Genomic DNA, 22,506 nt, shown 5'->3' on the forward strand with positions numbered 1-22,506 from the left:
GCACGGCCGGGGGGCGCAGCCCCTCCGACGACGCGGGCTTCGCCCGCGGCGCGCGCCGATTGAACGAGAACCCCATAACCTTGCCCGCTCTCCCGCCCCCGCCTAGATGGATCGACGTGAAGATCGTCTCCTGGAACATCAATTCCGTCCGCTTCCGGATCGCCATCGTCGAGCAGTTCCTGCGCGAGGTCGAACCCGACATCCTTTGCCTTCAGGAAACGAAGGTGATCGACGCCGACTTCCCGTTCGATGCGTTTCGCGCGCTCGGCTACCGCCACATCGTCATCCACGGCCAGCGCATGCACCACGGCGTCGCGATCCTGTCGCGGGTGCCCATCGTCGAGGACGACCGGCTGGACTGGCAGGCGAACAGGGAAGCCCGCCATGTCGGCGTGCGACTGCCCAATGGGGTGCGGCTGGAGAATGTCTATATTCCGGCCGGCGGTGACGTCCCCGACCGCGAGGTGAATCCGAAGTTCGGACAGAAGCTCGATTTTCTCGGCCGCATGATCGATTGGTCGCAGGCGCTGGACTGCCCGACGATCCTAACCGGCGACTTCAACATCGCGCCGCTCGAATCGGACGTGTGGAGCCACAAGCAACTGCTCGACGTCGTCAGCCACACGCCGATCGAGGTGGAGACGCTGGCGCGGCTTCAGGCATCGAACGACTGGGTCGATCTCGGCCGCCACTTCGTGCCCGCGCCGACGCGGCTTTATACCTGGTGGAGCTACCGCGCGAAGGATTGGGCGGCCTCCGACCGTGGTCGCCGGCTCGATCACATGTGGGCGACGCGCGACGTGGCCGCACAGGCATCCGGACATACCGTGTTCGAGGCGTGCCGCAGTTGGCTGAAGCCGTCCGATCACATCCCGATCATGACCGAGTTCGACTGGTGAGCGACGCCCGTGCCGCCGCCCGCGCGATCGATGCCCTGCGCCGTGGCTGGCCGATCGCGATCGACGGGATCACGCTGCTCGCGGTGGAAACCGCCGATCCGGGACGGCTGGCGGCGTTCGATACCGAGGGGGCCGCGGGCATCCTGATCTCATCGGGGCGCGCCGCGACGCTGAAGCTGGCCAACCAGGTGGAGGCCGCCGATCCCGATTCGCCGGTCCTGGTCGAACGCGCGCCGTGGATCGATTTCCCGGCCGCCACCGCATTGGCCGATCCGCAGCTCGATCTGGCGACGCCGCTGAAGGGGCCCTATCGCACGCTGCACCTGCCCGATGCACGACCGGCGAGCGCCGCCCTGCGCCTCGCCCGCATTGCCGGGCTGCTCCCTGCCTTCTTCCTAGGCGGCACCGCCGCGCCGGAGGTTGCGCTCACCGCAGCCGATATCGACGCGCATGAGGATGCCGACCGCCTCGCCATCGCCACGCGCGCCCGCCTGCCCGTCGCAGGGGCGGAGGATGCCGAGATCGTCGCCTTTCGATCGCCCGAAAGCGCGGACGAGCATGTCGCGCTGCTGATCGGCCAGCCGAATGGCGCGCCGCCGCTGGTGCGCCTGCACAGCGAATGCCTGACCGGCGACGTGCTGGGCAGCCTGAAGTGCGATTGCGGGCCCCAGCTTCATGCCGCGATCCACGCCATCGCCGACTCGGGCTGGGGCATCCTGCTCTATCTGCGGCAGGAGGGGCGCGGGATCGGCCTGGTCAACAAGCTGCGCGCCTATCGTCTGCAGGATCAGGGATTCGACACGGTCGATGCCAACACCCGGCTCGGCTTCGCGATCGATGCGCGGGACTTCGGCGTCGCCGCGCGCATGCTGGCGCTCATGGGGCAGGATAGGGTGCGGCTGTTGACCAACAACCCCGCCAAGGTCGCCGGGCTGGAGGCCGCCGGCATCGCCGTCGCCGAGCGCGTGCCGCACAAGCTGCCCCCCAATCCGCACAATGCGCAGTATCTCGCCACCAAGCGCGACCGCACCGGCCACCAGCTATAGATTATCCTCGCGCAGCTTGCGCAGCCGGCCATGGACGCCGCGGCATTCGCGCGACGGGCCGATCGCCCAGCTTCGGTCCGCCGCCTGTTGCGCCAGGTCGAGATGCGCCGGATCGCGGCGCAGTTCGTACAGGTCCAGCCACAAGGCGGCACGCTGCGTGAACAGCACCCCTTGCGCCGAGGGGGACAGGTCATGGTCGCGGCGCTGCAGGATTTCGGTGCCGGCCAGGGCATTCTCGATCTCGCCAAGTTCGCGCAGGCACGCGACATGCTCGATCAGGATATCGGCCGGAACGCTGCCCCCCGCCAGCCGGCGCCAGTGATCGGTAAAGCGCAGGACGATGCGCGGCGACCCGTATTTGCGCGCCAGTGCGGTCGTCCGCCGGCGATCGGCCAGCTTTGGCAGCACGCCGCGTTCGATGCTGTCGATCGCGCCCGCCAGATCGGCGACGTCTCCCGCCTCGATCCGCCCCGCCATGCCGAACGTCGCGATCCGCCGCACCGCCGCGTCCCGCGCGCGGTCGCCATCGGTGACGTTCGCCGCGATAGCGGCGCGCAGCCGGCCATCGGTGCTGACCACATAGCGACCGCGCAGCGGATAGGCACGGACATGCCCGGCGCGGTCCTCGACATGGATCTGCAACGCATGAGGATCGCAGGAGCGGATGACCATGGCGGCATCGGGATCGTCGCGATAGGCGCTGCACCCCGGCAGGGCCGCCAGGATCGCCGCGGCACCGGGGCGGGCAAGCAGGTCGGCGATCGCGTCGCCCTCGAACTCATCCTCGTCCATCCCCCACTCCCCCCGATCGATCAGTCGCGCAGCCCCAGCGCCGCCCGCACCCCAGCAAAATCATGCGCGATCGCCTGCACGCCCAGCGCCCGCAGGCGCGCGTCATGGCCGGTGCCGCAATGTTGCCCGGCGCACAGGCCGATGACGAACGCCCCGCTCGCCACCGCGCCGGTCGCCCCGACCGGCGAATCCTCCAGGATCGCGCACGCCCCGATCGGCACGCCCAGCCGGTCGGCGGCATAGAGATAGAGGTCGGGCGCCGGCTTGCCGCGGGCGACATGCTCGCGCCCGCTATAGACATGCTCCCCGAACAGGTCGCGCAGCCCGATATGGCGCAGATGCCGGTCGATCCAGTCGCTATGGCTGGACGAGACGATCGCCTTGGGCAGGTCCGCCGGCAGCGACCCGACAAAGGCGACCGCGCCCGCCACCGCGTCCACACCCGCCTCCATCACGCGCCGGTTCTCCACCTCGCGCGCCTCGCGAAAGCTGTCGGGCAAGGCACGACCGATCCGCGCCTCGATCGCCGACACGAAATCGGGGCCGGCCAGCCCCATATAATGCGCCATCGCCTCCTCGGGCGTATGCGGATGGCCATTGGCGCTCAGCCATTCGGCGAGATGGCGATTGCCCTCATATTCGCTCTCGATCAGGACGCCGTCGAAATCGAACAGCAGCGCGTCATGGTTCATGCCCGCGCTCCGAACAGCGCGCTGCCGATGCGGACATGCGTCGCCCCGATCGTCACTGCGGTTTCGAAATCCTCGCTCATCCCCATGCTCAGGCCCTCCAGCCCGTAATCCCGCGCCAGTTTCGCCAGCAAAGCGAAATAGGGCGCCGCATTCAGTCCTGCGGGCGGCACCGCCATCAATCCTTTCACTGGCAACCCCGCACTCTGCGCCCCGGTCAGCAACGCCGGCAGATCGGCGATGGCACATCCGCCCTTTTGCGCCTCTTCGCCGATATTCACCTGGATAAAGCAATCGGGCCGGCGACCCTGCCGCGCCATCGCCTCGGCCAGCGCCTGCACCAGTGACGGGCGATCGACGCTGTGGATCGCATCGAACAACGCCACCGCGTCCGCCGCCTTGTTCGACTGGAGCTGACCGACCAGATGCAGCGTGACGTCGGGATAGGCCTCGCACAGCGCCGGCCATTTGCCCTGCGCCTCCTGCACGCGATTTTCACCGAACACGCGGTGCCCTGCCTCCAGCAGCGGCAGGATCGCTTCGGGGCCTTGCGTCTTGGAGATCGCGATCAGCGTCACCGCATCCGGCCGGCGGTCGGCGATGCGGGCGGATCGGGCGATACGGTCGGTGATGGCGGCAAGTGCGCCGGCGCTGTCCTCGGTCATGTCGCGCGCTATAAGCCGGGCGATGGCCCACCGATACCCCGTGACCTGGCTGATGACCGACGAGCGGCTGAGCGACGCGCTATGGCAGGCGCTCCGCGCGCTGCCGCCCGGATCGGGCGTCGTGTTCCGCCATTATGCCACTCCGCGCCGCGCCCGCCACGCGCTGCTGCGTCGCCTATGGCGGCTGACCCGGGCAAGACGGCTCGTGCTGGTGGTCGCCCGTGGCCCGGCGCTCGGTGAAGGACGTCATGCCGCCTCCTGCCCCGCCGGGCTCACGACCTGGCCGGCGCATGACGACCGCGAGGCGATCATCGCATCGCGCGCGGGCGCGGACATGCTGTTCGTCTCGCCGGTCCACCCCACCCGCTCGCATCCGGGCGAAGGCGTGCTGGGCGCGGGCCGGGCCGCGCGAATCGGCTCACGCCTCGATCTGCCGCGGATCGCCCTAGGCGGTATGGACGCCCGGCGATTCAGGCGCATGCGCGGATTTCACGGATGGGCAGCGATCGACGCCTGGCGGCCCCGCCCCGATCAGAAGCGGAAGGCAGTGCCCAGATAAACGGCTTGGCTGTCGCGGCGTTCGTCGACGCGCGTCAGGCGCTCCCGGTCGGAGCGATACCGCACGCCCGCCGTCACATCCAGATTGCGGGTCAGCGAATAGGAGCCGCCGACATCCAGCGCATAGCTGGACATGTCGTCGACCAGAGCCGGGCCATTCTGCATCGGCCGGTCGGCCATCGCCTTCACCCGGCCGGTGAAGCGCGTGCCCGAATAGCTGACCGCGACATCGGCGGCCTCGCGGCTGCCGGGCAGGCCCGCCAGATCGACGCGATTGACGTCGCCGGACACCGCAAACTGCTTCCAGCCGACAGCGACGCCCAGATTATAGGAGATCGGCGTCAGCCCCACGACCGGCGAGGTGACCGCCGCAACCTTGGTTTCGGCGGATCGGCTGGTCTGCGCCTTTACCGCGACGCTGACGGAGCGATTCCCGCGCTGGGTCTCGGCCGGCGTGAAGCGGAAGTCGCCCGCATCGATCCCGCCGCGTGCGAACACGGCGGCGAGTCGCGGGTCGGCCGACGACGGCGTGAAGCCCGCGCCTCCGCGGAACGAGAAGCCGGCGCGCTTGGGTGGCAGCTTGTTGCGCACTTCGGTGGCGCCGAACGCGGGCGCGACGAGCGCACCGGCAGCGACCAGCGCTCCCGCAGCAATCCCGATCATCACCCGACCGATCTTCACGACCGAACCCCTCAGCTCCCCTGTGGAAGATGCGCCTAACACGAAATGCCCCGGTAGCGATCCCATTCAAGAGGACAGTTATACGATTTCCGGCCGAATCTGTCGGAGTGTTGCATTACTCACACAATGCGGGCCTTCAGCTCTGGGCAAGGGCGTGGTGCCGCCACCGCTTGCCGGGGTGACGGCGCCCCTGTAGAGGCCGTATCAACCCTTATTCCTATTTCAGGATGTTGCCGATGCTTCGCCGTTCAGCCACCGCGTTCGCGGTTCTTGCCGCCTTGTCGCTGGGCGCCTGTGCCGGCGGCGGCGATCGGCCCACGGGCGATCTGGCGGCGTCCAAGGTCACCACGATCGGCGTGAACAGCTATCTGTGGCGCGCCAGCCTCGACGCGCTCAGCTTCATGCCGCTGGTGCAGACCGATTCCAATGGCGGCGTCATCGTCACCGACTGGTACGTCAATCCGCAGGTCCCGACCGAGCGGATGAAGGTCACCGTCACCATCCTCGACCAGGATCTGCGTGCCGATGCGCTGCGCGTCGCAGCGCTGCGCGAGGTGAACCGCGGGGGCCAGTGGGTGGCCGCGCCCGTCGCGGCGGCAACCACGCAGAAGCTGGAAGACATCATCCTGACCAAGGCGCGCGACCTGCGCCGCGGCGCCATCTCGGGCTAAGCGGCGACCATGGCTTCGCGTTTCAACGCGCTCAAGGCGGATGCGGCGTGGCAGCGCGTCTGGGAAGACCGACGTACCTTTGCCGCCGACGATCATAGTCCAAAGCCGCGCACCTATGTGCTGGAGATGTTCCCCTACCCGTCGGGGCGCATCCATATGGGCCATGTCCGCAACTACACGATGGGCGACGTGCTGGCGCGCTATCGGCGGATGACGGGGCATGAGGTCCTTCACCCGATGGGCTGGGACGCGTTCGGCATGCCCGCCGAAAACGCCGCCATGGAAAAGGGCGTGCATCCCGGCGGCTGGACCCGCGACAACATCGCTACGATGCGTGCACAGTTGAAGCGGCTCGGCTTCGCGCTCGACTGGACGCGTGAGCTCGCCACCTGCGAGCCGAACTATTACGGTCACGAACAGGCGCTGTTCCTCGACCTGCTGGCGGCGGGCCTCGTCTATCGCAAGGAATCGGCGGTCAACTGGGACCCGGTCGACATGACCGTGCTCGCCAACGAGCAGGTGATCGACGGTCGCGGCTGGCGCTCGGGCGCGCTTGTCGAGAAGCGCAAGCTGAACCAGTGGTTCCTGAAGATCACGCAATTCGGCGACGAGCTGCTGGAAGGGCTCACCACGCTCGATCACTGGCCCGACAAGGTCAAGCTGATGCAGGAAAACTGGATCGGCCGCAGTCGGGGCCTTACCTTCCGCTTCGCGCCCAACGCGCCGCTGGCCGACCCGATCGAGGTCTATTCGACACGCCCCGACACGATTTTCGGTGCCAGCTTCGTGGCGATCGCCGCGGATCACCCGGTCGCGCAGGCGCTGGCCGCCGGCAATGCCGACGCCGCCGCTTTCATCCAGCGGTGCAAGGAAGGCGGCACCACGGCTGCCGAGCTGGAAACGCAGGAGAAGCTGGGCTTCGACACCGGCTACACCGTGGCGCATCCCTTTGATCCCGCATGGGCGCTGCCGGTCTACATCGCCAACTTCGTGCTGATGGATTACGGCACCGGCGCGGTGATGGGCGTGCCGGCGCATGACCAGCGCGATCTGGATTTCGCGCGCAAATACGGGCTCGACGTGCGCCGCGTCGTCGCCGACGGTGACGCGGTCGATCCGGTATTCCAGGGCGATACCGCCTATACCGGTGCCGGCACCATCGTGAACTCCGCCCTGCTCGACGGCATGAGCGTCGAGGATGCCAAGCGGGCCGTGATCGCCCGTGCCGAGAACGAAGGCTGGGGTCAGGGCTCCACCGTGTTCCGCCTGCGCGACTGGGGTGTCAGCCGCCAGCGCTACTGGGGCACGCCGATCCCGATCATCCATTGCCAGGATTGCGGCGCGGTTCCGGTCCCCAAGGACCAGTTGCCCGTCACCCTGCCCGAGGATGTGTCCTTTGCCGTGCCCGGCAATCCGCTCGACCGGCACGCGACGTGGAAGCACGTCGCCTGTCCCGCCTGCGGCAAGGATGCGGTACGCGAAACCGACACGCTCGACACCTTTGTCGATTCGTCCTGGTACTTCATCCGCTTCGCCAGCCAGCCCGACGACAGGCCCTTTGACCGTGCGGTCGCCGAGCGCTGGCTGCCCGTGGGGCAGTATATCGGCGGGGTCGAGCATGCGATCCTGCATCTGCTCTATGCCCGCTTCTGGACGCGTGCGCTGAAACATATCGGTCTGATCGACGTGGCCGAACCCTTTGCCGGCCTGTTCACGCAGGGCATGGTGACGCACGAGACGTACAGGTCGTGGGACAATCGCTGGCTCTCGCCCGCCGAGGTCGAGAATGGCATCGAGATCGCCAGCGGCAAGCCGATCACCGTCGGACGCATCGAAAAGATGTCCAAGTCCAAGAAGAACACGGTCGATCCGGAGCCCATCGTCGACCAGTATGGCGCCGACGCGGTGCGCTGGTTCATGCTGTCCGACAGCCCGCCCGAACGCGATCTCCCTTGGTCGGAGGCGGGTATCGAGGGCTCGTGGCGCTTCGTGCAGCGTTTGTGGCGCCTGTTCGAGAATGTCGGCGAGACGGGCAGCGACGCGCCCGACAAGGCACTCGCCCGCAAGCTGCACCAGACCATCGCCGGCGTGGCCGAGGATATCGAGGCGCTGGCCTTCAACAAGGCGGTGGCCAAGCTGTACGAGCTGGTCAACGCGGTCGAAAAGGCGCCGGCGGGCGTGACCCGGACCGATGCGATCCGCACCCTGTTGCTGCTCGTCGCGCCGATGGTGCCGCATCTTGCCGAGGAGGCCTGGGCAACGATCGGTACCGGCGGCCTGATCGCCGATGCGCCGTGGCCCAGCGTCGATGCCGCGCTGCTGGTGGAGGACGAGGTGACGATCGCGATCCAGGTCAATGGAAAGCTGCGCGATACCCTGATCGTGCCCAAGGGCATGGCAAAGGACAGGCTGGAGGAAGCTGCCTTGGCTTCCGAGCGCATCGTCCAGTTGCTGGAGGGCAAGGCGCCGCGCAAGGTCATCGTCGTGCCTGACCGTTTGGTCAACGTCGTCGCATGAAAGCTCCCCTCGCCCTGATGGCGCTCAGCCTGACGCTTGCCGGCTGCGGGCTGAAGCCGCTGTATGCCGGCGGCGGCAGCGGCGCGGTCGCCAATGCGCTGACCCAGGTCGAGGTCGCACCGATCGAAGGCAAGGCCGGCTGGCTGGTCGGCAACGCCCTGCGCGACCGGCTGGTAGGCGGCGGTGGTGATGGCAGCGGCGGTGCGCGCTATCGGCTCGATGTGCGTCTCGATGACCAGATCCGCGGGCTCGGCGTGCGTGCCGATGACAGCGTGACGCGGGAGCGACGTACGCTGCGCGCGCGATATCAGTTGATCGACACCGGCAACAACGCGGTGCTGCTCGATGCCAGCGCGGGTTCCGATGCGGGGATCGACGTGGTGCAATCCGAATATGCCACGATTGCAGCGGAAAACACGGCACTGGAACGACTTTCCGAGATCGTCGCCGACCAGATCGTCGCCCGCCTCGCCACCTACGCGCGCACTCAACCAACCGCCCCGTGAAAGCCAGCCCCAACCAGATCCGTCAGGCACTGGATAAGCCCAGCCCCGATATCCGCCTCTACCTCCTGCACGGTCCCGACGAAGCGACCGCCGCCGATCTCGCCCATCGCCTAGCCAAAGCGATGGGACCAGAGGCCGAACGGATCGACCTTGATCCCGCGACCTTGAAGAACGATCCTGCGCGTCTCGCGGATGAAGCCGCCTCGCTGTCCCTGTTCGGTGGGGCGCGTTACGTGCGCATCACGGCGGTGGGTGAAGAGGGCCTGGCGGCCTTTTCGACGCTGCTCGATGCGGATCGTGCCGGCAACCCGGTCGTTGCGATTGCGCCAAGCGTCAAGACCAGCGCCCGCATCGTCAAGTTGGCGACCGATTCGCCCCGTGCGATGGCATTCGGATGTTACGCGCCCAGCGCCGCCGATGCAGAGCGGATGGTCATGACGCTGGCCGGTGAATTGGGGATGCGCCCCGCCGCCGGCATTGCCCGGCGGTTGGTGGATGCAACCGCTGCCGACCGTTCCGTCCTGATGCGGGAACTGGAAAAGCTGGCACTGTATCTCGATGCAGCACCGGATCGCGTTCGTGAGCTTGATCACGACGCTCTTGACGCCGTGGGTGCCGATCTCGGCGAAGCGGAGATGGGCCAGGCGGTCGAGGCCGTCGTCGAGGGTCGTGTCGCCGATCTGGGCGGCGAATTGACCCTGCTGGATGAGGGGGGCGCCTCCCCCATCCCTTGGTTACGCGCGCTTTCCCGCCGTCTGGTCGCCTTGGCCGAAATGCGGGCCGAGATCGAAACCGGCGAACCAGTGGATGCCGTCATGAAGCGTCACCGCATCTTCTTCCGCGATGAGGCACAGACGGCCCGTGCGCTACGCCGGTGGACACCCATGATGCTCTCCCGTGCGCTGGCCCGCATTCGTGCTGCCGAGCGTGCCGTTGTCGCGCCCGGAAATGCCGGATCGGTTCTTGCCGAAGCGGAAGCGACGGTAATCGCCCAAGGCATCGCTCGACGCGGCTGATCGCCTAAATGCCTTCTCCGGTCAGTCGCTGGCACACCATGTCCAGTTGATCGAGCGTCGAGTAGCTCAAGGTCAGCGTCCCACCTTCCCCGGAATGCGCGATCCGCACCGATAGGCCGAGCAGGTCAGCAAGTTGATTCTCCAGCGCTGCAATATCGGCATCAGGAGAATCCATGCTCGTCCCGCCGGTGCCGGGGTTGCGTGCTGCGCCGCCGCCTGCGTCCCGCTGCCCCTCGCCAGCCGTTGCCCTGCCCTTCGCCTCGCGGGTCAGCTTTTCGGTTTCCCGAACGGACAAGCCACGGCTTACCACCTGATCGGCCAGGCCTTCCACGTCCTGCGCGCCGAGCAAGGCGCGTGCATGTCCCATCGATAGCGATCCATCCACCACCTGTGCCTGCACGCCCGCTGGCAGTTCCAACAGGCGCAATAGATTGGCGACATGACTGCGTGATTTGTGGACGATCTTTGCCAGAGCCTCCTGCGTGTGACCGAACTCGCCGGCCAATCGCTGATAGGCTTGTGCTTCCTCGATCGCGTTCAGATCCTGCCGCTGAATATTCTCAACAAGTGCAATTTCCAGCGTCTCGGCGTCGTTGAACTCGTGAACGACGACGGGCACCTCGTGCAGTCTGGCACGCTGTGCCGCCCGCCAGCGTCGCTCTCCAGCGACGATCTGATATTCTTTGCCATGCGGCCGCACGACGATCGGCTGGATCAGTCCACGTGCTGCGATCGATCCCGCAAGTTCGTCCAGCGCCGCTTCATCGAACCGGCGACGCGGCTGATCGGGATGTGGCGACAAGGCACCGACGGGCAGCATACGCACGCCGGACTGTGACTGATCCATCCCCGGCTTGACCGGCGCCTCACGCGCGATTTCACCCAGCAGTGCATTCAGGCCACGGCCGAGGCCGGGACGCGGGCGCTTGGCCGTTTCCGTGCTCATGCCGCCGCCTTTGCAGCAGCGGGCAAGCGAGAGATCAGTTCACGGGCCAAGGCGATATAGGCCTGGCTTCCAACGCAACGATGATCGTAGATCAGCGCCGGCAAGCCATGACTGGGTGCCTCCGACAATCGCACGTTACGCGGAATCACGGTTTCGAACACCACTCCCCCCAATACTGCGCGCACGTCTGCCGCGACATGATCCGTCAAGCGGTTCCGGCGGTCGTACATGGTCAATGCGACACCCATGATAGACAGGCCCGGGTTGAAGCGGGCACGGATACGTTCCACCGTCGTCAGCAACTGCGACAAACCTTCCAGCGCGAAAAATTCACATTGCAAGGGTACGAACAACGCATGCGAGGCGACCATCGCGTTGATGGTCAACAGGCCCAATGAGGGCGGGCAATCGATCAAGACGATATCCCATTGGCCGGAAGACGCTCGCATCGCGCGATCCAGCCGGTGCGTTCGCTCCTCGAAATCGACCAGCTCGATCTCTGCCCCCGACAGATCCACGGTCGCAGGGAGAAGGTCGAGCCGTGGCACCCGGCTCTGCATGACAGCCTGGTCGACACCTACTTCACCCATAAGCACATGATAGCTGGACCAAGCCCGCTCACCATGGCTGACGCCCAGCCCGGTCGATGCATTTCCCTGGGGATCGAAATCGATCAGCAAAACATGCAGCCCGGTTGCAGCCAAAGCCGTTCCCAGATTGATGGCTGACGTGGTTTTTCCCACCCCACCTTTTTGATTGGCCACAGCGACACAGATCATTTGGCACGTACTCGATCGAGGATCACGATCGACGATTCCGTCGAGGTGACGCTATGTTCCACGTGAAACACAAACTGCCAATTCTGGCGCAGACCGTCCAGATCGCGTTCGTCAAAGCGGCCACGCGGGAGCAGCCACCGCGTATCCCGTTTGCCGCAGTGTGCTGCCGCGCGCAAAAGGTTTTCGATTGTCGCGACCGCACGGGCCGAAATTATATCGGCTTGTTCGTTGACGGCTTCGATCTTGCTGGCATGCACCACCACGCGGTCGCCGATGCCGAACTTCTCGACACATTCCGCGAGAAAAGCAGCGCGGCGTTTGCGTGGCTCTACCAAGGTAACATGCCCGTCCCAGGCGAGCGCCACCACCATCCCCGGAAAGCCGCCGCCCGTCCCAATATCGATCCACCGGTCGGCGCCCTTGGGCAAGAAAGACAGCAACTGTGCCGAATCCAAGGCATGACGCGACCACATCGTATCGATGGTGGAGGGCGAGACCAGATTCTGTTGCCCGTTTTCATGGGCAACCATGGCTAGGAATGTCCCGATCCGATCGACAGCAGCCACGCCATGACGCGCGGCGATCCAGGCCTGTGCATCCTGCTCCGTCATGCTGCCCGCTTCCGGGCGTGCAGCAATACCGCGGACAGCGCAGCTGGAGTGATGCCGCGAATACGCGATGCCGCAGCCAGCGAGGCAGGCCGCGCAAGCGAGAGGCGATCGATCATCTCCTGTGAAAGCCCCGGTACGGTGGCGTAGGCCAAGTCGCTCGGCAACATGATCGCTTCGTCTGCGCGAAGCCGGGCAACCTCGTCAGCCTGCCGTTCCACATACGGGGCATAGCGTGCATCCTCGAGCGTCTCGGCGATCACCGCAGGTTCGACGTCGACCATGCCATTCATGACGTGATCCAAGGTCACGGTCTCGAAACGCAGCCATTCATATGCGGTACGCCGTGATCCATCCTGTGCAACGCTGGCGCCGTGGCGAGCCAGATCGGCCGCAGTCCGCATCGCCGACAGCTCCTCCAGCAGCTGCTCGCGTTGCCGCATCCGATCCGCCTGATGTGCCGCTCGCTCAGCGCTCAGACACCCTGACGCCTTGGCGATCGGCCCGAGGCGCGTCTCGGCGTTATCCGCGCGAAGCGACAATCGGTACTCGGCGCGAGCGGTGAGCATGCGATAGGGCTCGGTTACGCCCTGCAATATAAGATCGTCGATCATCACTCCGGTATAGCTGGACGCGCGATCCAAGATCACCGGAGCCATGGCACAGGCATGTGCCGCCGCGTTCAATCCGGCGACCAAGCCCTGACCGGCGGCCTCTTCATACCCCGTCGTGCCATTAATCTGTCCGGCACAGAATACGCCGTCAATCGCACGCAACGCCAAACGCCCGTCCAGCGCACGCGGATCGATGTGGTCATATTCCACGGCATAACCAGGCACGGTGATCCGGGCGCGTTCCAGCCCCGGCATGCTGGCGATCATCGACTCCTGGACATCGGTCGGCAGCGAGGTGGACAATCCGTTTGGATATACGAGCGGGTCATCCAGACCCTCGGGCTCCAAAAAGATCTGGTGACTGTCGCGGTCGGCAAAGCGTTTGATCTTGTCCTCGATCGATGGACAATATCGCGGCCCGTTGGCTTCGATCGCGCCGGTGAATAGCGGGGACCGATCGAATGCCTCCGCTATGATAGCGTGGGTGTGCGGCGTCGTCCGCGTGATCGCGCAGGCAATCTGGGGAAGCGGACGCGTGCCAGTCATAGGCGACATCGTCCATGGTTCACTGTCCGACGGTTGTTCCGGCAATGCCGCCCAGTCGATCGTCCGCCCATCCAGTCGTGGCGGCGTCCCGGTCTTCATCCGCGCCATAGGCAGATCAAGGGCACGGAGCTGCTCGGCCATCCGACTTGCAGACCTCTCCCCTACTCGGCCCCCGGCATCACGCTCATCCCCCCGGAACAGCCGGCCGCCCAGAAACGTACCGGTTGCCAGCACCACCGCCCGGCACGCGATGATGGTGTCATCTGCCAGACGAACGCCCGCAATCCGGTCACGTTCAATATGAAGCGCCGCCGCTTCTCCCTCGACGATGCTCAGGTTCGCCTGTGCAGAAAGCATATGGTGGATCGCCGCAGCATAGCGCCGCCGGTCCGCTTGGACGCGTGGACCTTGGACGGCGGTCCCTTTGCTGCGATTGAGCATACGATAATGGATCGCGGCTGCGTCCGCTGCACGACCGATCAACCCATCGAACGCGTCGACCTCCCGCACGATATGCCCCTTGCCTAAGCCGCCGATGGCAGGGTTACAGGACATGGCGCCGATCGTACGACGGTCGAAGGAAAGAAGCGCGGTTTTAGCCCCGCGCCGTGTCGAAGCGGCAGCCGCCTCGGTCCCGGCGTGTCCACCGCCGATTACCACAACATCGAACATGCCGCCGCAATAATGGAAAATCGGCGACGGCGAAAGCCGCCTCCAATGTTCCACGTGGAACGCTTACGCTATTTGCCGAGACAGAATCGTCCGAACAAGGCGTCGAGCATCGCTTCCGTGGCGCTAACCCCGAGTAAGTCACTGAGCCGGCCTCTCGCCACGCGGAGATGTTCTGCGATCAGCAATAGGTCGGATGATGGCGCTAGCGAAAGTGCGACCGCCGCTGCACGGCACTGCTCCTGCTGATGACGCTTCAGCGCAGGACCATCGCTTCGGGGGAGAAGCGATTCTGCCCGCGCCGCAATGGCATCCCAGACGGCCGCGACACTCAGGGCATCGTCTTGCCGCACGGCCAGCTGCTTGCCACCTGGAAGCGCTTCGCGACCAACGAGGTCGGCGCGGGTATGCAACCAGATCGCATCATCCCGAGGCGGCGGCGTGTCGGCGAGCCACAATAGAATATCGGCTGCCAAGATGGCCTCTTCCGCGCGGCCGATACCGATCGCCTCCACAACGTCATCGGTTGCCTCGGCAAGTCCTGCCGTATCCACGAGTAGGTAAGCAATGCCGTTGCGCACAACTCCCGCTTCGATCCGATCACGTGTTGTCCCGGCAATGGGCGATACGATTGCTGCCTCGCGCTCGCACAGCAGGTTGAGCAGCGTCGACTTGCCACTATTGGGCGGTCCACCCAGCACGATCCGCAAACCGTCATGCAGACGATCGACCGGGGGGCGCTCGACCTCCTCCAGCATCTCGACCGCCAGCGCGTCCATATCTGTCTTCAACCGATCCAAGGATGCAACATCGACCGGCACATCATCCTCTTCGGCAAAATCGAGCATCGCCTCCGCACGTGCGGCCATGCCTGTCGCGCGGTCCAGCCAGTCGCGAATTCGCGCACTGACCCTGCCCTCTACCGCGCCCATCGCCGCGACCCGCTGCCGCTCCGTCTGGGCCTCCAACAGGTCGGCCAAGCCTTCGGCCTCGGTAAGATCGATACGCCCATGCACCAGCGCGCGCCGGGTAAACTCCCCTGGCTCGGCAGGGCGCATGTCCGGTAGATCGGCCAATGCCGCTTCCACCGCTGCGACAACGGCACGCCCACCGTGGCAATGCAGCTCTACCAGATCCTCCCCGGTTGCCGTCGCCGGCCCCGGAAAGACCAGAACGAGGGCCCGGTCCAATATCTCGCCACACCGGTCGCGCAATGTGCGTATGCGGGCTTCACGCGGCCGCGGCAGCGCGCCTGCCAATTGCGTCGCAGCCGAGATCGCCGCCGGTCCACTGACCCGGATGATGGAAATGGCCGCGGGGGGCCGGCCGCTGGATACGGCGAAGATCGTCGATGAGGTCATGACGGGTATCAGCGTTGTGCCGTCTCAAACAACCGACGCCAGAACGTTACGCCCGCCTCCCCCATCGGTGCCCAGTTGCGCATCATCGATTCCATCATCTCAGGCTTGATCCCGGACTCCATCGTCTCGAGCATCAATTGCGTATATCGCTCATGGATCGGCGTCAGGTCCGGCAACCCCATGGCGCGCCGTGCCTCCTCGGGGGTGCACTCGATTTCCACATTCACCTTCATCGCACATGTCTCCTGATCGAGCCGGCTTGAGCATCACCGCACCGACAGCGCATAGGGACATATGGCCGCGGGTGCCACGCGACCGCAACGACCAAACCGAAGGAGATGCTTGGCCATGACGGCAATGATGACGGTCGAAACGCTGGAGGGTGATGCCCAGTTCGAGGCCTATTGCGCCAAACCAGCCCGGACGCCCCGCGCAGCGATCGTGGTGATCCAAGAGATATTCGGTGTGAACGCAGGCATTCGCCGCAAGTGCGATACCCTTGCGGACGCCGGCTATCTGGCCATTGCGCCAGACCTCTTCTGGCGACTCCAGCCAGGTATCCAGTTGGATCCGGACGTACCCGAACAGATGCAGGAGGCGCTGGGTCTGATGGGTCGCTTCGATCAGGATGCCGGCATTCGCGATATCCAGGCGGCGATCCAGACCGCGCGCCAGATGGTCGGCGGCGGTAAGGTCGGTGTAGTGGGATATTGTCTAGGCGGCCGACTGGCGTTCATGAGCGCCGCGCGTACCGATACCGACGCCAGCGTCGGCTATTACGGCGTCGGCATCGATACTCTGCTCAGCGAAAAAAATGCGATCGCGCATCCCGTTCTGCTACATGTGCCGGAAGAGGATCACTTCGTCGATAAAGACGCGCAAGCACGCATGCATGCCGGACTGGACGATCATCCCAAGGTCAGCTTGTATGATTATCCTGGCGAAGATCACGGCTTTGCCGCCGAGTTTGGTGCCCGCCGCTCCGACACGGCCGCGCGGTTAGCCGACGAACGTACTTCTGCGTTTTTCGCAGAGCATCTTGGTTGATGACGACATCGTGCCGGATGAAGACATTCGTCATTCCATAGAGTGCTTGCCATTTCACATCTGAAATGATCATCATCCTCCATCGGTTTGGGGGAGCCGCATGGGGGATTTTGGTCTAATCGATGCCATCGCTCGCGAGGCGATGTTGTTTGCCGGCGTCGGACTGCTGATTGGAGGTCTGGACGATTTCGCGATCGACTTGATCTATCTGCTACGCCGCTTGTGGACACGCCGCCGGCCGCGAACGTGGCTGACGACACTTCCTTGTCCAAAGCAGCCCGGACGCATCGTCATCTTCGTTCCCGCCTGGGACGAGGTCGCTGTTATCGGCCACATGCTGACCAATGCATTGGCGCGGTTCGACCATGCCGACTACCGCATCTATGTCGGCGTCTACCCCAACGATCAGCCGACGATCGATGCTGCCGTCGCAGTGGCCCATGGCGATTACCGCGTCCGGATCGTCATAGGCGACAAACCTGGTCCGACCACGAAGGCGGATTGTCTTAATACGCTGTGGCGCGAGTTGCTGTCTGATGAACGGGTCGAGGGGGTGTTCGCCAAGGCTGTCGTGCTGCATGATTCCGAAGACGTCGTTCATCCGGCCGAACTCCGCATCTTCGACACCCTGATCGAAGGTCGGGCGGTGGTGCAGGTGCCTGTCCTTCCGCTCGTCAAACATGGTTCTCGCCTGGTGTCCGGCCATTACGCGGACGAGTTTGCAGAAGCCCATACCAAGCAGTTGATCGTGCGCACGGCGCTTGGCGCAGGGTTGCCGCTGGCGGGGACGGGTTGTGCCATCGCCCCGGCCATGCTCGCCAAGGTGGCGGCGTTGCGTGGTGGCGATCCGTTCGATGCCACGAGCCTGACCGAGGACTATGAACTGGGCTTGCGCATCGCCGAACTGGGCGGCGAAGGCCTGTTCGCGCGGGTCCATCAGGACGATGGGCAGGTCGTCGCAGTGCGCGCCTATTTCCCTGGCGACCTGGTCTCCGCCATTCGACAAAAGGCACGGTGGATGACCGGCATCGCCTTTGCCGGCTGGGATCGCACCGGCTGGGCCGGCCCGTTCGCGTTGAGTGATCATTGGATGCGAATGCGCGATAGGCGCGCGCCGGTAGCCATGCTCGTTCTGGCAACTGCCTATGTCGGGCTTCTGCTGTGGGGTGTCGCTGCCCTGATCCACCTAATCCGCGGCACGACGCCGCCCGAGCCCAGCCCCCTGCTCAACGACTTCATCTTCTGGAACGCTCTGCTGCTATGTTGGCGTCTGGCGATGCGGATGACGTTCACCGGCCGCGTCTATGGCTGGCAAGAAGCGTTGTGGTCGGTGCCCCGCTTTATCGTCGGCAACTTCGTCGCACTCGCCGCGGCCCCGCGCGCGTTGCTGCGTTATGCCGGCATTCTGCGCGGCCATGCGCCGGTATGGGACAAGACCCAGCATGAATTCCCGGACGCAGCCTGAACATGGCCGCCGGGAGGCCGCTCCGCTTCCTCCTCTTGGTCACAGGCGGTTGGACAGTTGCACGCACGCTGTTCGTGCTGTGGCCATCGGCCTCACCGGAGGCCGTAGGCACGCTGCTCTTCCCTCCGGCCGAGGCGTCGGCAGTGCCCGTCGCGCGCAAGCCGATAGCCGTTCCATTCCCGCCCCTGTTCAGACATCACCGATCCGAACCCCTGCCCGCGGTCACGACCATTGTTCATTCCGATCCACCAGCAAAGGCCATGACAGCCCCGCCATCTCGCACGATTCCGGCGGATGCCGCGCAAACAACGCCGCGCATGATCCCGCCCCCGCTATTCCCCACCCCACGCCCTACCCCGCCTTCCCGATGGGCTGCCAGCGCCTGGGCGATCGCAAGAGGTGGCGGGAACACGTCCTTGCTCGGGGGGCAGCTGGGCGGGTCACAGGCCGGCGTAAGGCTGACCTATGCCGTGCAAAAGCAGGTCGCTTTGGCAGGGAGGTTGGCGGGACCATTGGAGGGACGCGGCCGGGAAGCGGCGGTGGGCGTGGAGTGGCGGCCGACGCGACTTCCGGTGCGGTTGATCGCGGAGCAACGTTTCGGTCTGGATGGCAATCCGGGTGGACCAACCGCCATGATCGTCGGCGGCATCGACCCGACGCCGATCGCCGCCGGCTTCAACCTTGAGGCTTACGCACAGGCTGGCGTGATCGTTCGCGCAAGGGTCGATGGATTTGCCGATGGTGCAATGCGCGTCACGCATGCGCTGACGAAGGGAAGCGTTCGGGTCGATCTGGGCATGGGTATGTGGGGCGGCGCACAGCCCGGGGCGCGGCGGCTGGATACCGGGCCGACCCTGGGTGTCTCGGTGCCTGTGGCCGGGCAGCGTATGCGGTTGTCGCTCGACTGGCGCCAACGGATCGCCGGGGATGCCGCACCGGGCTCAGGCCCGGCACTTTCGATCGGCACCGATTTCTAAGGCATCGGCTGTCCGGGGCTGTATAAAGCGCGTCGTGGACCTGTATCTTCCCATCGCCAACCTGTCGGTCAATGCGCTGGTGATCATCGCGCTGGGTGGGGGCGTAGGCCTGCTGTCCGGCATGTTCGGGGTCGGCGGCGGGTTCCTGACAACGCCGCTGCTGATCGTCTACGGCATTCCGCCGACCGTCGCCGCCGCGTCGGCGGCCAGCCAGGTGACGGGCGCAAGCGTGTCGGGCGTGTTCGCGCACTGGCGCCGCGGCGGCGTCGATGTGAAGATGGGCGGCGTGCTGGTCGCGGGCGGCGTCGTCGGATCGTTCGCGGGTGCCGGCATCTTCCGGCTGCTCCAGGCGAGCGGGCAGATCGATACGGTGATCGCCATCGTCTATGTGCTGATGCTGGGATCGATCGGATCGATGATGGCGCGCGAAGCGGTGCAGGCGATCCTGGCGCGCCGTCGTGGGCACGCGGGGGCAGCCGCGCGGCGGCGACACCATCCGCTGGTCGCCGCCCTCCCCTTCCGCACGCGCTTCTATGCCTCGGGCCTCTACATCTCGCCCCTCGCACCGCTGCTGCTCGGCTTCTTTACCGGCATATTGACGATCCTGCTGGGCGTCGGCGGCGGGTTCATCCTGGTGCCGGCGATGATCTACCTGCTGGGCATGGCGACCAGCGTGGTGCTGGGCACGTCGCTGTTCCAGACGCTCTTCGTCACTGCGGCAGCGACGATGGTGCACGCGACCACGACCAAGGCGGTCGATATCGTTCTGGCCGGACTGTTGCTGATCGGATCGGTGACGGGAGCGCAACTGGGCGCCAAGTTCGCGTCGCGGGCCAGACCGGAATATCTGCGGCTGGCACTGGCGATCATCGTGCTGCTGGTGGGTACGCGCATCCTGCTCGGGCTGGTGTGGCGGCCGGAGGAGATCTTCACGGTCGAACTGTCGTGAAGGCGATGAGCAGGCGCGCGGTGGGAACACTCACCCTGCTGTCCCCCCTGTTGCTGGCGCAGGCCAAGCCGGTGCTGGTTCCCGACGTGTCCCAGCGCGACATCGAGATCGTCTACAGCTTCACCGGGGCCGAACTGCTGCTGTTCGGCGCGATCCTGTATCCCGGCGGCCGCCTGCCGAGCGACGATCGTCCGACCGATGTGGTGGTGGTGGTAAAAGGCCCCACCCAATCCGTGCTGATCCGCGAAAAGGAAAAGGTGGCGGGCCTGTGGGTGAATGCCGGACGCCTGCGCTATCGCTCTGCACCCTCCTTTTACGCGATCGCATCGTCCCGGCCGGTGGAACGGCTGGTCGACGAGCGGACGCGGGCGATCTACGAGTTGGGGCTGGACAGCCTGCAACTCTCCCCCGCTTCCAACGCTCCCTCGGAGGAACAGGGCCGGTTCCAGGAGGGGCTGGTCGATCTGAAGCGCCGCGCCGGCCTGTATGTCGAGGCGCCGCGTGCGGTGGAGATCACCGACGACGTGCTGTACCGGGCGCGGGTGACCATTCCGGCGCGCGTGCCGGTGGGGCGCTTCACCGCCGAGACCTTCCTGATCCGTGACGGCCGGGTGCTGGCGGCGGCGGTGCGCGATATCGACATCCGGAAATCCGGGTTCGAGCGGTTCGTGGCGCGGGCGGCCGACCGGTCCTCGATACTCTACGGCCTGACCGCAGTGGCGTTATCCGTGCTGCTCGGCTGGACGGCGGGATGGATCGCGCGACGCACCTAATCCGGCGTGCGCCCTCACCTTATCTTTACCCGACTGACGCTAGAGGCGGCACCGAATATATTCATCGGGTGACCCGTCATGGTCGAAATGCCGCACTTCCAGACCTTCACCACCAATACCGGTCCGGCCCCGGTCGGCTATGTGCTGGCCATAGCGGGATCGAGCAGCCGCATCCTGTTCGACCGCGCCTTGCTGGAAGGACTGTCGACGGACGCCGATCCGATGACTGCGGCAGCGGGTCAGGTTGGCAGCCAGGTAAAGATGCGGGTGGGGACAAGCTGGCTGATCGCCAATGTCCGCGCGCTGACGCTGGACAGCGCGCAGGGCGGCGCATTGATCGCCGCCGACATCGACTTCCTGGGTGAAGGCGACGAGGATGCCGATGGCACGCTGACCCGCTTCCGCCGCGGCGTGACGCGCTATCCGATGCCCGGATGCGATGTTTTTCCGGTCACCACTGCCGACCTGCACCGGATCTACACCGCGCAGGATCGTGCCCATATCGGCATAGGATCGGTCTATCCGACCGACGACGTGCCCGCCGCGCTGTATGTCGATGCGATGCTGGGCAAGCATTTCGCACTGGTCGGGTCGACGGGTACCGGCAAGTCCACCGCCGCCGCGCTGATCCTGCACCGCATCTGCGCGCTGGCGCCGCAGGGCCATATCGTGATGATCGATCCCCATGGCGAATATGCCGCGGCGTTCCGAGATACCGGCGCGATCTACGATGTCGGCAACCTGCAGATGCCGTACTGGCTGATGAACTTCGAGGAGCATTGCGAGGTTTTCCTGACCTCAAGCGGGGCGCAGCGACAGATCGATGCGGATATTCTGGCGAAATGCCTGCTGGCGGCACGCGCCAAGAGCCGGCTGGGGCAGGAGATAGCGAAGCTGACGGTGGATGCCCCCATCCCCTATCTGCTGTCCGACCTGACCGGCATCATCAACCAGGAAATGGGAAAGATGGACCGGGCCGGCGACACCGCGCCCTATCTGCGGCTGAAGGGCAAGATCGACGAGATCAAGGCCGATCCCCGCTATGGCTTCATGTTCTCCGGCATGCTGGTCGCGGACACGATGGCGGCGTTCCTGCAACGCGTGTTCCGCATGCCCGGCGACGGCAAGCCGATCTCGATCATCGACGTGTCGGGCGTGCCGTCGGAAATCACCGCGGTGGTGGTGGCCGTGCTGAGCCGGATGACCTTCGACTATGCGATCTGGGCCCGCGCCGAGCCGCAGCGCCCGATCCTGCTGGTCTGCGAGGAAGCGCATCGCTACATCCCGGCGGAAGCGGAGCAGCAATCCTCGGTCGGCCGCATCCTGTCGCGGATCGCCAAGGAAGGTCGCAAATATGGCGTCGCGCTGGGACTGGTGACACAGCGCCCGTCCGACCTGGCCGAGGGCGTGCTGTCGCAATGCGGTACGATCATCGCGATGCGGCTGAACAACGACCGCGATCAGGCTTTCGTACGCGCGGCGATGCCGGAGGGTGCGCGTGGGTTTCTCGATGCGATCCCAGCCCTGCGCAACCGCGAGGCGATCGTCTGCGGCGAGGGCGTGGCGGTGCCGATCCGGGTACGCTTTGCCGATCTGGAGGAAGCCAGGCGCCCGGCCTCGGGCGATCCGCTGTTTTCGGAACTTTGGCGGGATGTCGGCGGCGAGGATCAAATCCTGGCCCGAACGATCAAGCGCTGGCGCTCGCAGGGGAAGTGAGGCCGGATAGGCCACG

The 22,506-nt window shown here is 65.6% G+C and carries 23 protein-coding genes; 13 read left to right on the forward strand and 10 right to left on the reverse strand.

The window, feature by feature from the left end:
* Positions 1 to 116 precede the first annotated feature (116 nt).
* Complete coding sequence (locus NPJ82_RS00605) at positions 117 to 899, forward strand: exodeoxyribonuclease III (RefSeq protein ID WP_342658010.1); 783 nt, start codon at positions 117 to 119, stop codon at positions 897 to 899.
* The gene (gene ribA / locus NPJ82_RS00610) at positions 893 to 1,945 is read left to right on the forward strand and encodes a GTP cyclohydrolase II (protein ID WP_342659046.1); all 1,053 of its coding nucleotides are present in this window, start codon (positions 893 to 895) and stop codon (positions 1,943 to 1,945) included. Before NPJ82_RS00605 ends, ribA begins: the two co-directional genes overlap by 7 nt.
* Here ribA and NPJ82_RS00615 read toward each other — a convergent pair.
* The 3 genes from NPJ82_RS00615 to NPJ82_RS00625 are packed head-to-tail and all read right to left on the reverse strand — an operon-like array spanning position 1,940 to position 4,091.
* Positions 1,940 to 2,737 (reverse strand): hypothetical protein, encoded by a 798-nt coding sequence (locus NPJ82_RS00615; RefSeq protein WP_342658011.1) that lies wholly within the window; start codon positions 2,735 to 2,737, stop codon positions 1,940 to 1,942. The two genes, ribA and NPJ82_RS00615, sit on opposite strands and share 6 nt — an antisense overlap.
* A gap of 20 nt (positions 2,738 to 2,757) precedes the next feature.
* Positions 2,758 to 3,429 (reverse strand): HAD family phosphatase, encoded by a 672-nt coding sequence (locus tag NPJ82_RS00620; protein WP_342658012.1) that lies wholly within the window; start codon positions 3,427 to 3,429, stop codon positions 2,758 to 2,760.
* Positions 3,426 to 4,091: a YggS family pyridoxal phosphate-dependent enzyme gene (locus NPJ82_RS00625; protein ID WP_342658013.1), complete on the reverse strand. Its 666-nt coding sequence runs from the start codon at positions 4,089 to 4,091 to the stop codon at positions 3,426 to 3,428. Before NPJ82_RS00625 ends, NPJ82_RS00620 begins: the two co-directional genes overlap by 4 nt.
* A 40-nt stretch (positions 4,092 to 4,131) precedes the next feature.
* Here NPJ82_RS00625 and NPJ82_RS00630 point away from each other — a divergent pair, with 40 nt between their 5' ends.
* A complete protein-coding gene (locus NPJ82_RS00630; protein WP_342658014.1) occupies positions 4,132 to 4,650 on the forward strand; it encodes a thiamine phosphate synthase in 519 nt (172 codons plus the stop codon).
* Here the strand turns inward: NPJ82_RS00630 and NPJ82_RS00635 are convergent.
* On the reverse strand, positions 4,623 to 5,330 hold the full coding sequence (locus NPJ82_RS00635) for a porin (protein WP_311732267.1): 708 nt from the start codon (positions 5,328 to 5,330) through the stop codon (positions 4,623 to 4,625). The two genes, NPJ82_RS00630 and NPJ82_RS00635, sit on opposite strands and share 28 nt — an antisense overlap.
* Before the next feature lie 236 nt (positions 5,331 to 5,566).
* Here NPJ82_RS00635 and NPJ82_RS00640 point away from each other — a divergent pair, with 236 nt between their 5' ends.
* The 4 genes from NPJ82_RS00640 to holA are packed head-to-tail and all read left to right on the forward strand — an operon-like array spanning position 5,567 to position 10,040.
* Positions 5,567 to 6,001 carry a DUF3576 domain-containing protein gene (locus NPJ82_RS00640; protein WP_112383938.1) on the forward strand — a complete coding sequence of 145 codons (435 nt, stop codon included), beginning with the start codon at positions 5,567 to 5,569 and terminating at the stop codon, positions 5,999 to 6,001.
* 9 nt (positions 6,002 to 6,010) lie between these two features.
* Positions 6,011 to 8,518 carry a leucine--tRNA ligase gene (gene leuS / locus NPJ82_RS00645; RefSeq protein WP_342658015.1) on the forward strand — a complete coding sequence of 836 codons (2,508 nt, stop codon included), beginning with the start codon at positions 6,011 to 6,013 and terminating at the stop codon, positions 8,516 to 8,518.
* Positions 8,515 to 9,024, forward strand: coding sequence for an LPS assembly lipoprotein LptE (gene lptE / locus NPJ82_RS00650; RefSeq protein WP_149681385.1), 510 nt, complete (start codon positions 8,515 to 8,517; stop codon positions 9,022 to 9,024). Before leuS ends, lptE begins: the two co-directional genes overlap by 4 nt.
* Positions 9,021 to 10,040, forward strand: a complete 1,020-nt coding sequence (gene holA / locus NPJ82_RS00655) for a DNA polymerase III subunit delta (protein ID WP_342658016.1) — start codon at positions 9,021 to 9,023, stop codon at positions 10,038 to 10,040. The genes lptE and holA overlap by 4 nt, the downstream gene beginning before the upstream one ends.
* Positions 10,041 to 10,044: 4 nt before the next feature.
* Here the strand turns inward: holA and NPJ82_RS00660 are convergent, their stop codons facing one another.
* From NPJ82_RS00660 to NPJ82_RS00685, 6 genes are all read right to left on the reverse strand, one after another.
* Positions 10,045 to 10,986 (reverse strand): ParB/RepB/Spo0J family partition protein, encoded by a 942-nt coding sequence (locus NPJ82_RS00660; protein ID WP_342658017.1) that lies wholly within the window; start codon positions 10,984 to 10,986, stop codon positions 10,045 to 10,047.
* Complete coding sequence (locus tag NPJ82_RS00665) at positions 10,983 to 11,765, reverse strand: ParA family protein (protein ID WP_112383898.1); 783 nt, start codon at positions 11,763 to 11,765, stop codon at positions 10,983 to 10,985. Before NPJ82_RS00665 ends, NPJ82_RS00660 begins: the two co-directional genes overlap by 4 nt.
* Complete coding sequence (gene rsmG / locus NPJ82_RS00670; RefSeq protein WP_342658018.1) at positions 11,762 to 12,376, reverse strand: 16S rRNA (guanine(527)-N(7))-methyltransferase RsmG; 615 nt, start codon at positions 12,374 to 12,376, stop codon at positions 11,762 to 11,764. The genes NPJ82_RS00665 and rsmG overlap by 4 nt, the downstream gene beginning before the upstream one ends.
* Positions 12,373 to 14,205 (reverse strand): tRNA uridine-5-carboxymethylaminomethyl(34) synthesis enzyme MnmG, encoded by a 1,833-nt coding sequence (gene mnmG / locus NPJ82_RS00675; RefSeq protein WP_342658019.1) that lies wholly within the window; start codon positions 14,203 to 14,205, stop codon positions 12,373 to 12,375. Before mnmG ends, rsmG begins: the two co-directional genes overlap by 4 nt.
* Before the next feature lie 68 nt (positions 14,206 to 14,273).
* Complete coding sequence (gene mnmE / locus NPJ82_RS00680) at positions 14,274 to 15,563, reverse strand: tRNA uridine-5-carboxymethylaminomethyl(34) synthesis GTPase MnmE (RefSeq protein ID WP_342658020.1); 1,290 nt, start codon at positions 15,561 to 15,563, stop codon at positions 14,274 to 14,276.
* Between the two features lie 8 nt (positions 15,564 to 15,571).
* On the reverse strand, positions 15,572 to 15,796 hold the full coding sequence (locus tag NPJ82_RS00685) for a DUF6489 family protein (RefSeq protein WP_112383902.1): 225 nt from the start codon (positions 15,794 to 15,796) through the stop codon (positions 15,572 to 15,574).
* 115 nt (positions 15,797 to 15,911) lie between these two features.
* Between NPJ82_RS00685 and NPJ82_RS00690 the strand changes: the two genes are divergently transcribed.
* From NPJ82_RS00690 to NPJ82_RS00715, 6 genes are all read left to right on the forward strand, one after another.
* Positions 15,912 to 16,610 carry a dienelactone hydrolase family protein gene (locus NPJ82_RS00690; RefSeq protein ID WP_342658021.1) on the forward strand — a complete coding sequence of 233 codons (699 nt, stop codon included), beginning with the start codon at positions 15,912 to 15,914 and terminating at the stop codon, positions 16,608 to 16,610.
* 100 nt (positions 16,611 to 16,710) lie between these two features.
* A complete protein-coding gene (locus NPJ82_RS00695) occupies positions 16,711 to 18,075 on the forward strand; it encodes a glycosyl transferase family protein (RefSeq protein WP_342658022.1) in 1,365 nt (454 codons plus the stop codon).
* A 632-nt stretch (positions 18,076 to 18,707) separates the two neighbouring features.
* Positions 18,708 to 19,052 carry a hypothetical protein gene (locus NPJ82_RS00700; RefSeq protein ID WP_342658023.1) on the forward strand — a complete coding sequence of 115 codons (345 nt, stop codon included), beginning with the start codon at positions 18,708 to 18,710 and terminating at the stop codon, positions 19,050 to 19,052.
* 34 nt (positions 19,053 to 19,086) lie between these two features.
* Positions 19,087 to 20,001, forward strand: a complete 915-nt coding sequence (locus NPJ82_RS00705; RefSeq protein WP_112383906.1) for a sulfite exporter TauE/SafE family protein — start codon at positions 19,087 to 19,089, stop codon at positions 19,999 to 20,001.
* 5 nt (positions 20,002 to 20,006) lie between these two features.
* Positions 20,007 to 20,774 (forward strand): TIGR02186 family protein, encoded by a 768-nt coding sequence (locus NPJ82_RS00710; protein ID WP_342659047.1) that lies wholly within the window; start codon positions 20,007 to 20,009, stop codon positions 20,772 to 20,774.
* A gap of 78 nt (positions 20,775 to 20,852) precedes the next feature.
* A complete protein-coding gene (locus tag NPJ82_RS00715; RefSeq protein WP_149681394.1) occupies positions 20,853 to 22,490 on the forward strand; it encodes an ATP-binding protein in 1,638 nt (545 codons plus the stop codon).
* Positions 22,491 to 22,506: the final 16 nt, after the last annotated feature.

This window comes from Sphingomonas sp. NY01, assembly GCF_038809135.1.
Lineage (GTDB): Bacteria > Pseudomonadota > Alphaproteobacteria > Sphingomonadales > Sphingomonadaceae > Sphingomonas > Sphingomonas carotinifaciens.

Coding starts and splice junctions, on each gene's coding strand:
- NPJ82_RS00615 (WP_342658011.1), bottom strand. CDS start 2,737: ATGGACGAGGATGAGTTCGAGGGCGACGCGATCGCCGACCTGCTTGCC.
- NPJ82_RS00690 (WP_342658021.1), top strand. CDS start 15,912: ATGACGGCAATGATGACGGTCGAAACGCTGGAGGGTGATGCCCAGTTC.
- NPJ82_RS00685 (WP_112383902.1), bottom strand. CDS start 15,796: ATGAAGGTGAATGTGGAAATCGAGTGCACCCCCGAGGAGGCACGGCGC.
- lptE (WP_149681385.1), top strand. CDS start 8,515: ATGAAAGCTCCCCTCGCCCTGATGGCGCTCAGCCTGACGCTTGCCGGC.
- NPJ82_RS00625 (WP_342658013.1), bottom strand. CDS start 4,091: ATGACCGAGGACAGCGCCGGCGCACTTGCCGCCATCACCGACCGTATC.
- NPJ82_RS00700 (WP_342658023.1), top strand. CDS start 18,708: ATGATCGTCGGCGGCATCGACCCGACGCCGATCGCCGCCGGCTTCAAC.
- rsmG (WP_342658018.1), bottom strand. CDS start 12,376: ATGACGGAGCAGGATGCACAGGCCTGGATCGCCGCGCGTCATGGCGTG.
- leuS (WP_342658015.1), top strand. CDS start 6,011: ATGGCTTCGCGTTTCAACGCGCTCAAGGCGGATGCGGCGTGGCAGCGC.
- NPJ82_RS00665 (WP_112383898.1), bottom strand. CDS start 11,765: ATGATCTGTGTCGCTGTGGCCAATCAAAAAGGTGGGGTGGGAAAAACC.
- NPJ82_RS00640 (WP_112383938.1), top strand. CDS start 5,567: ATGCTTCGCCGTTCAGCCACCGCGTTCGCGGTTCTTGCCGCCTTGTCG.
- mnmG (WP_342658019.1), bottom strand. CDS start 14,205: ATGTTCGATGTTGTGGTAATCGGCGGTGGACACGCCGGGACCGAGGCG.
- mnmE (WP_342658020.1), bottom strand. CDS start 15,563: ATGACCTCATCGACGATCTTCGCCGTATCCAGCGGCCGGCCCCCCGCG.
- NPJ82_RS00710 (WP_342659047.1), top strand. CDS start 20,007: ATGAGCAGGCGCGCGGTGGGAACACTCACCCTGCTGTCCCCCCTGTTG.
- NPJ82_RS00715 (WP_149681394.1), top strand. CDS start 20,853: ATGGTCGAAATGCCGCACTTCCAGACCTTCACCACCAATACCGGTCCG.
- NPJ82_RS00695 (WP_342658022.1), top strand. CDS start 16,711: ATGGGGGATTTTGGTCTAATCGATGCCATCGCTCGCGAGGCGATGTTG.
- NPJ82_RS00620 (WP_342658012.1), bottom strand. CDS start 3,429: ATGAACCATGACGCGCTGCTGTTCGATTTCGACGGCGTCCTGATCGAG.
- NPJ82_RS00660 (WP_342658017.1), bottom strand. CDS start 10,986: ATGAGCACGGAAACGGCCAAGCGCCCGCGTCCCGGCCTCGGCCGTGGC.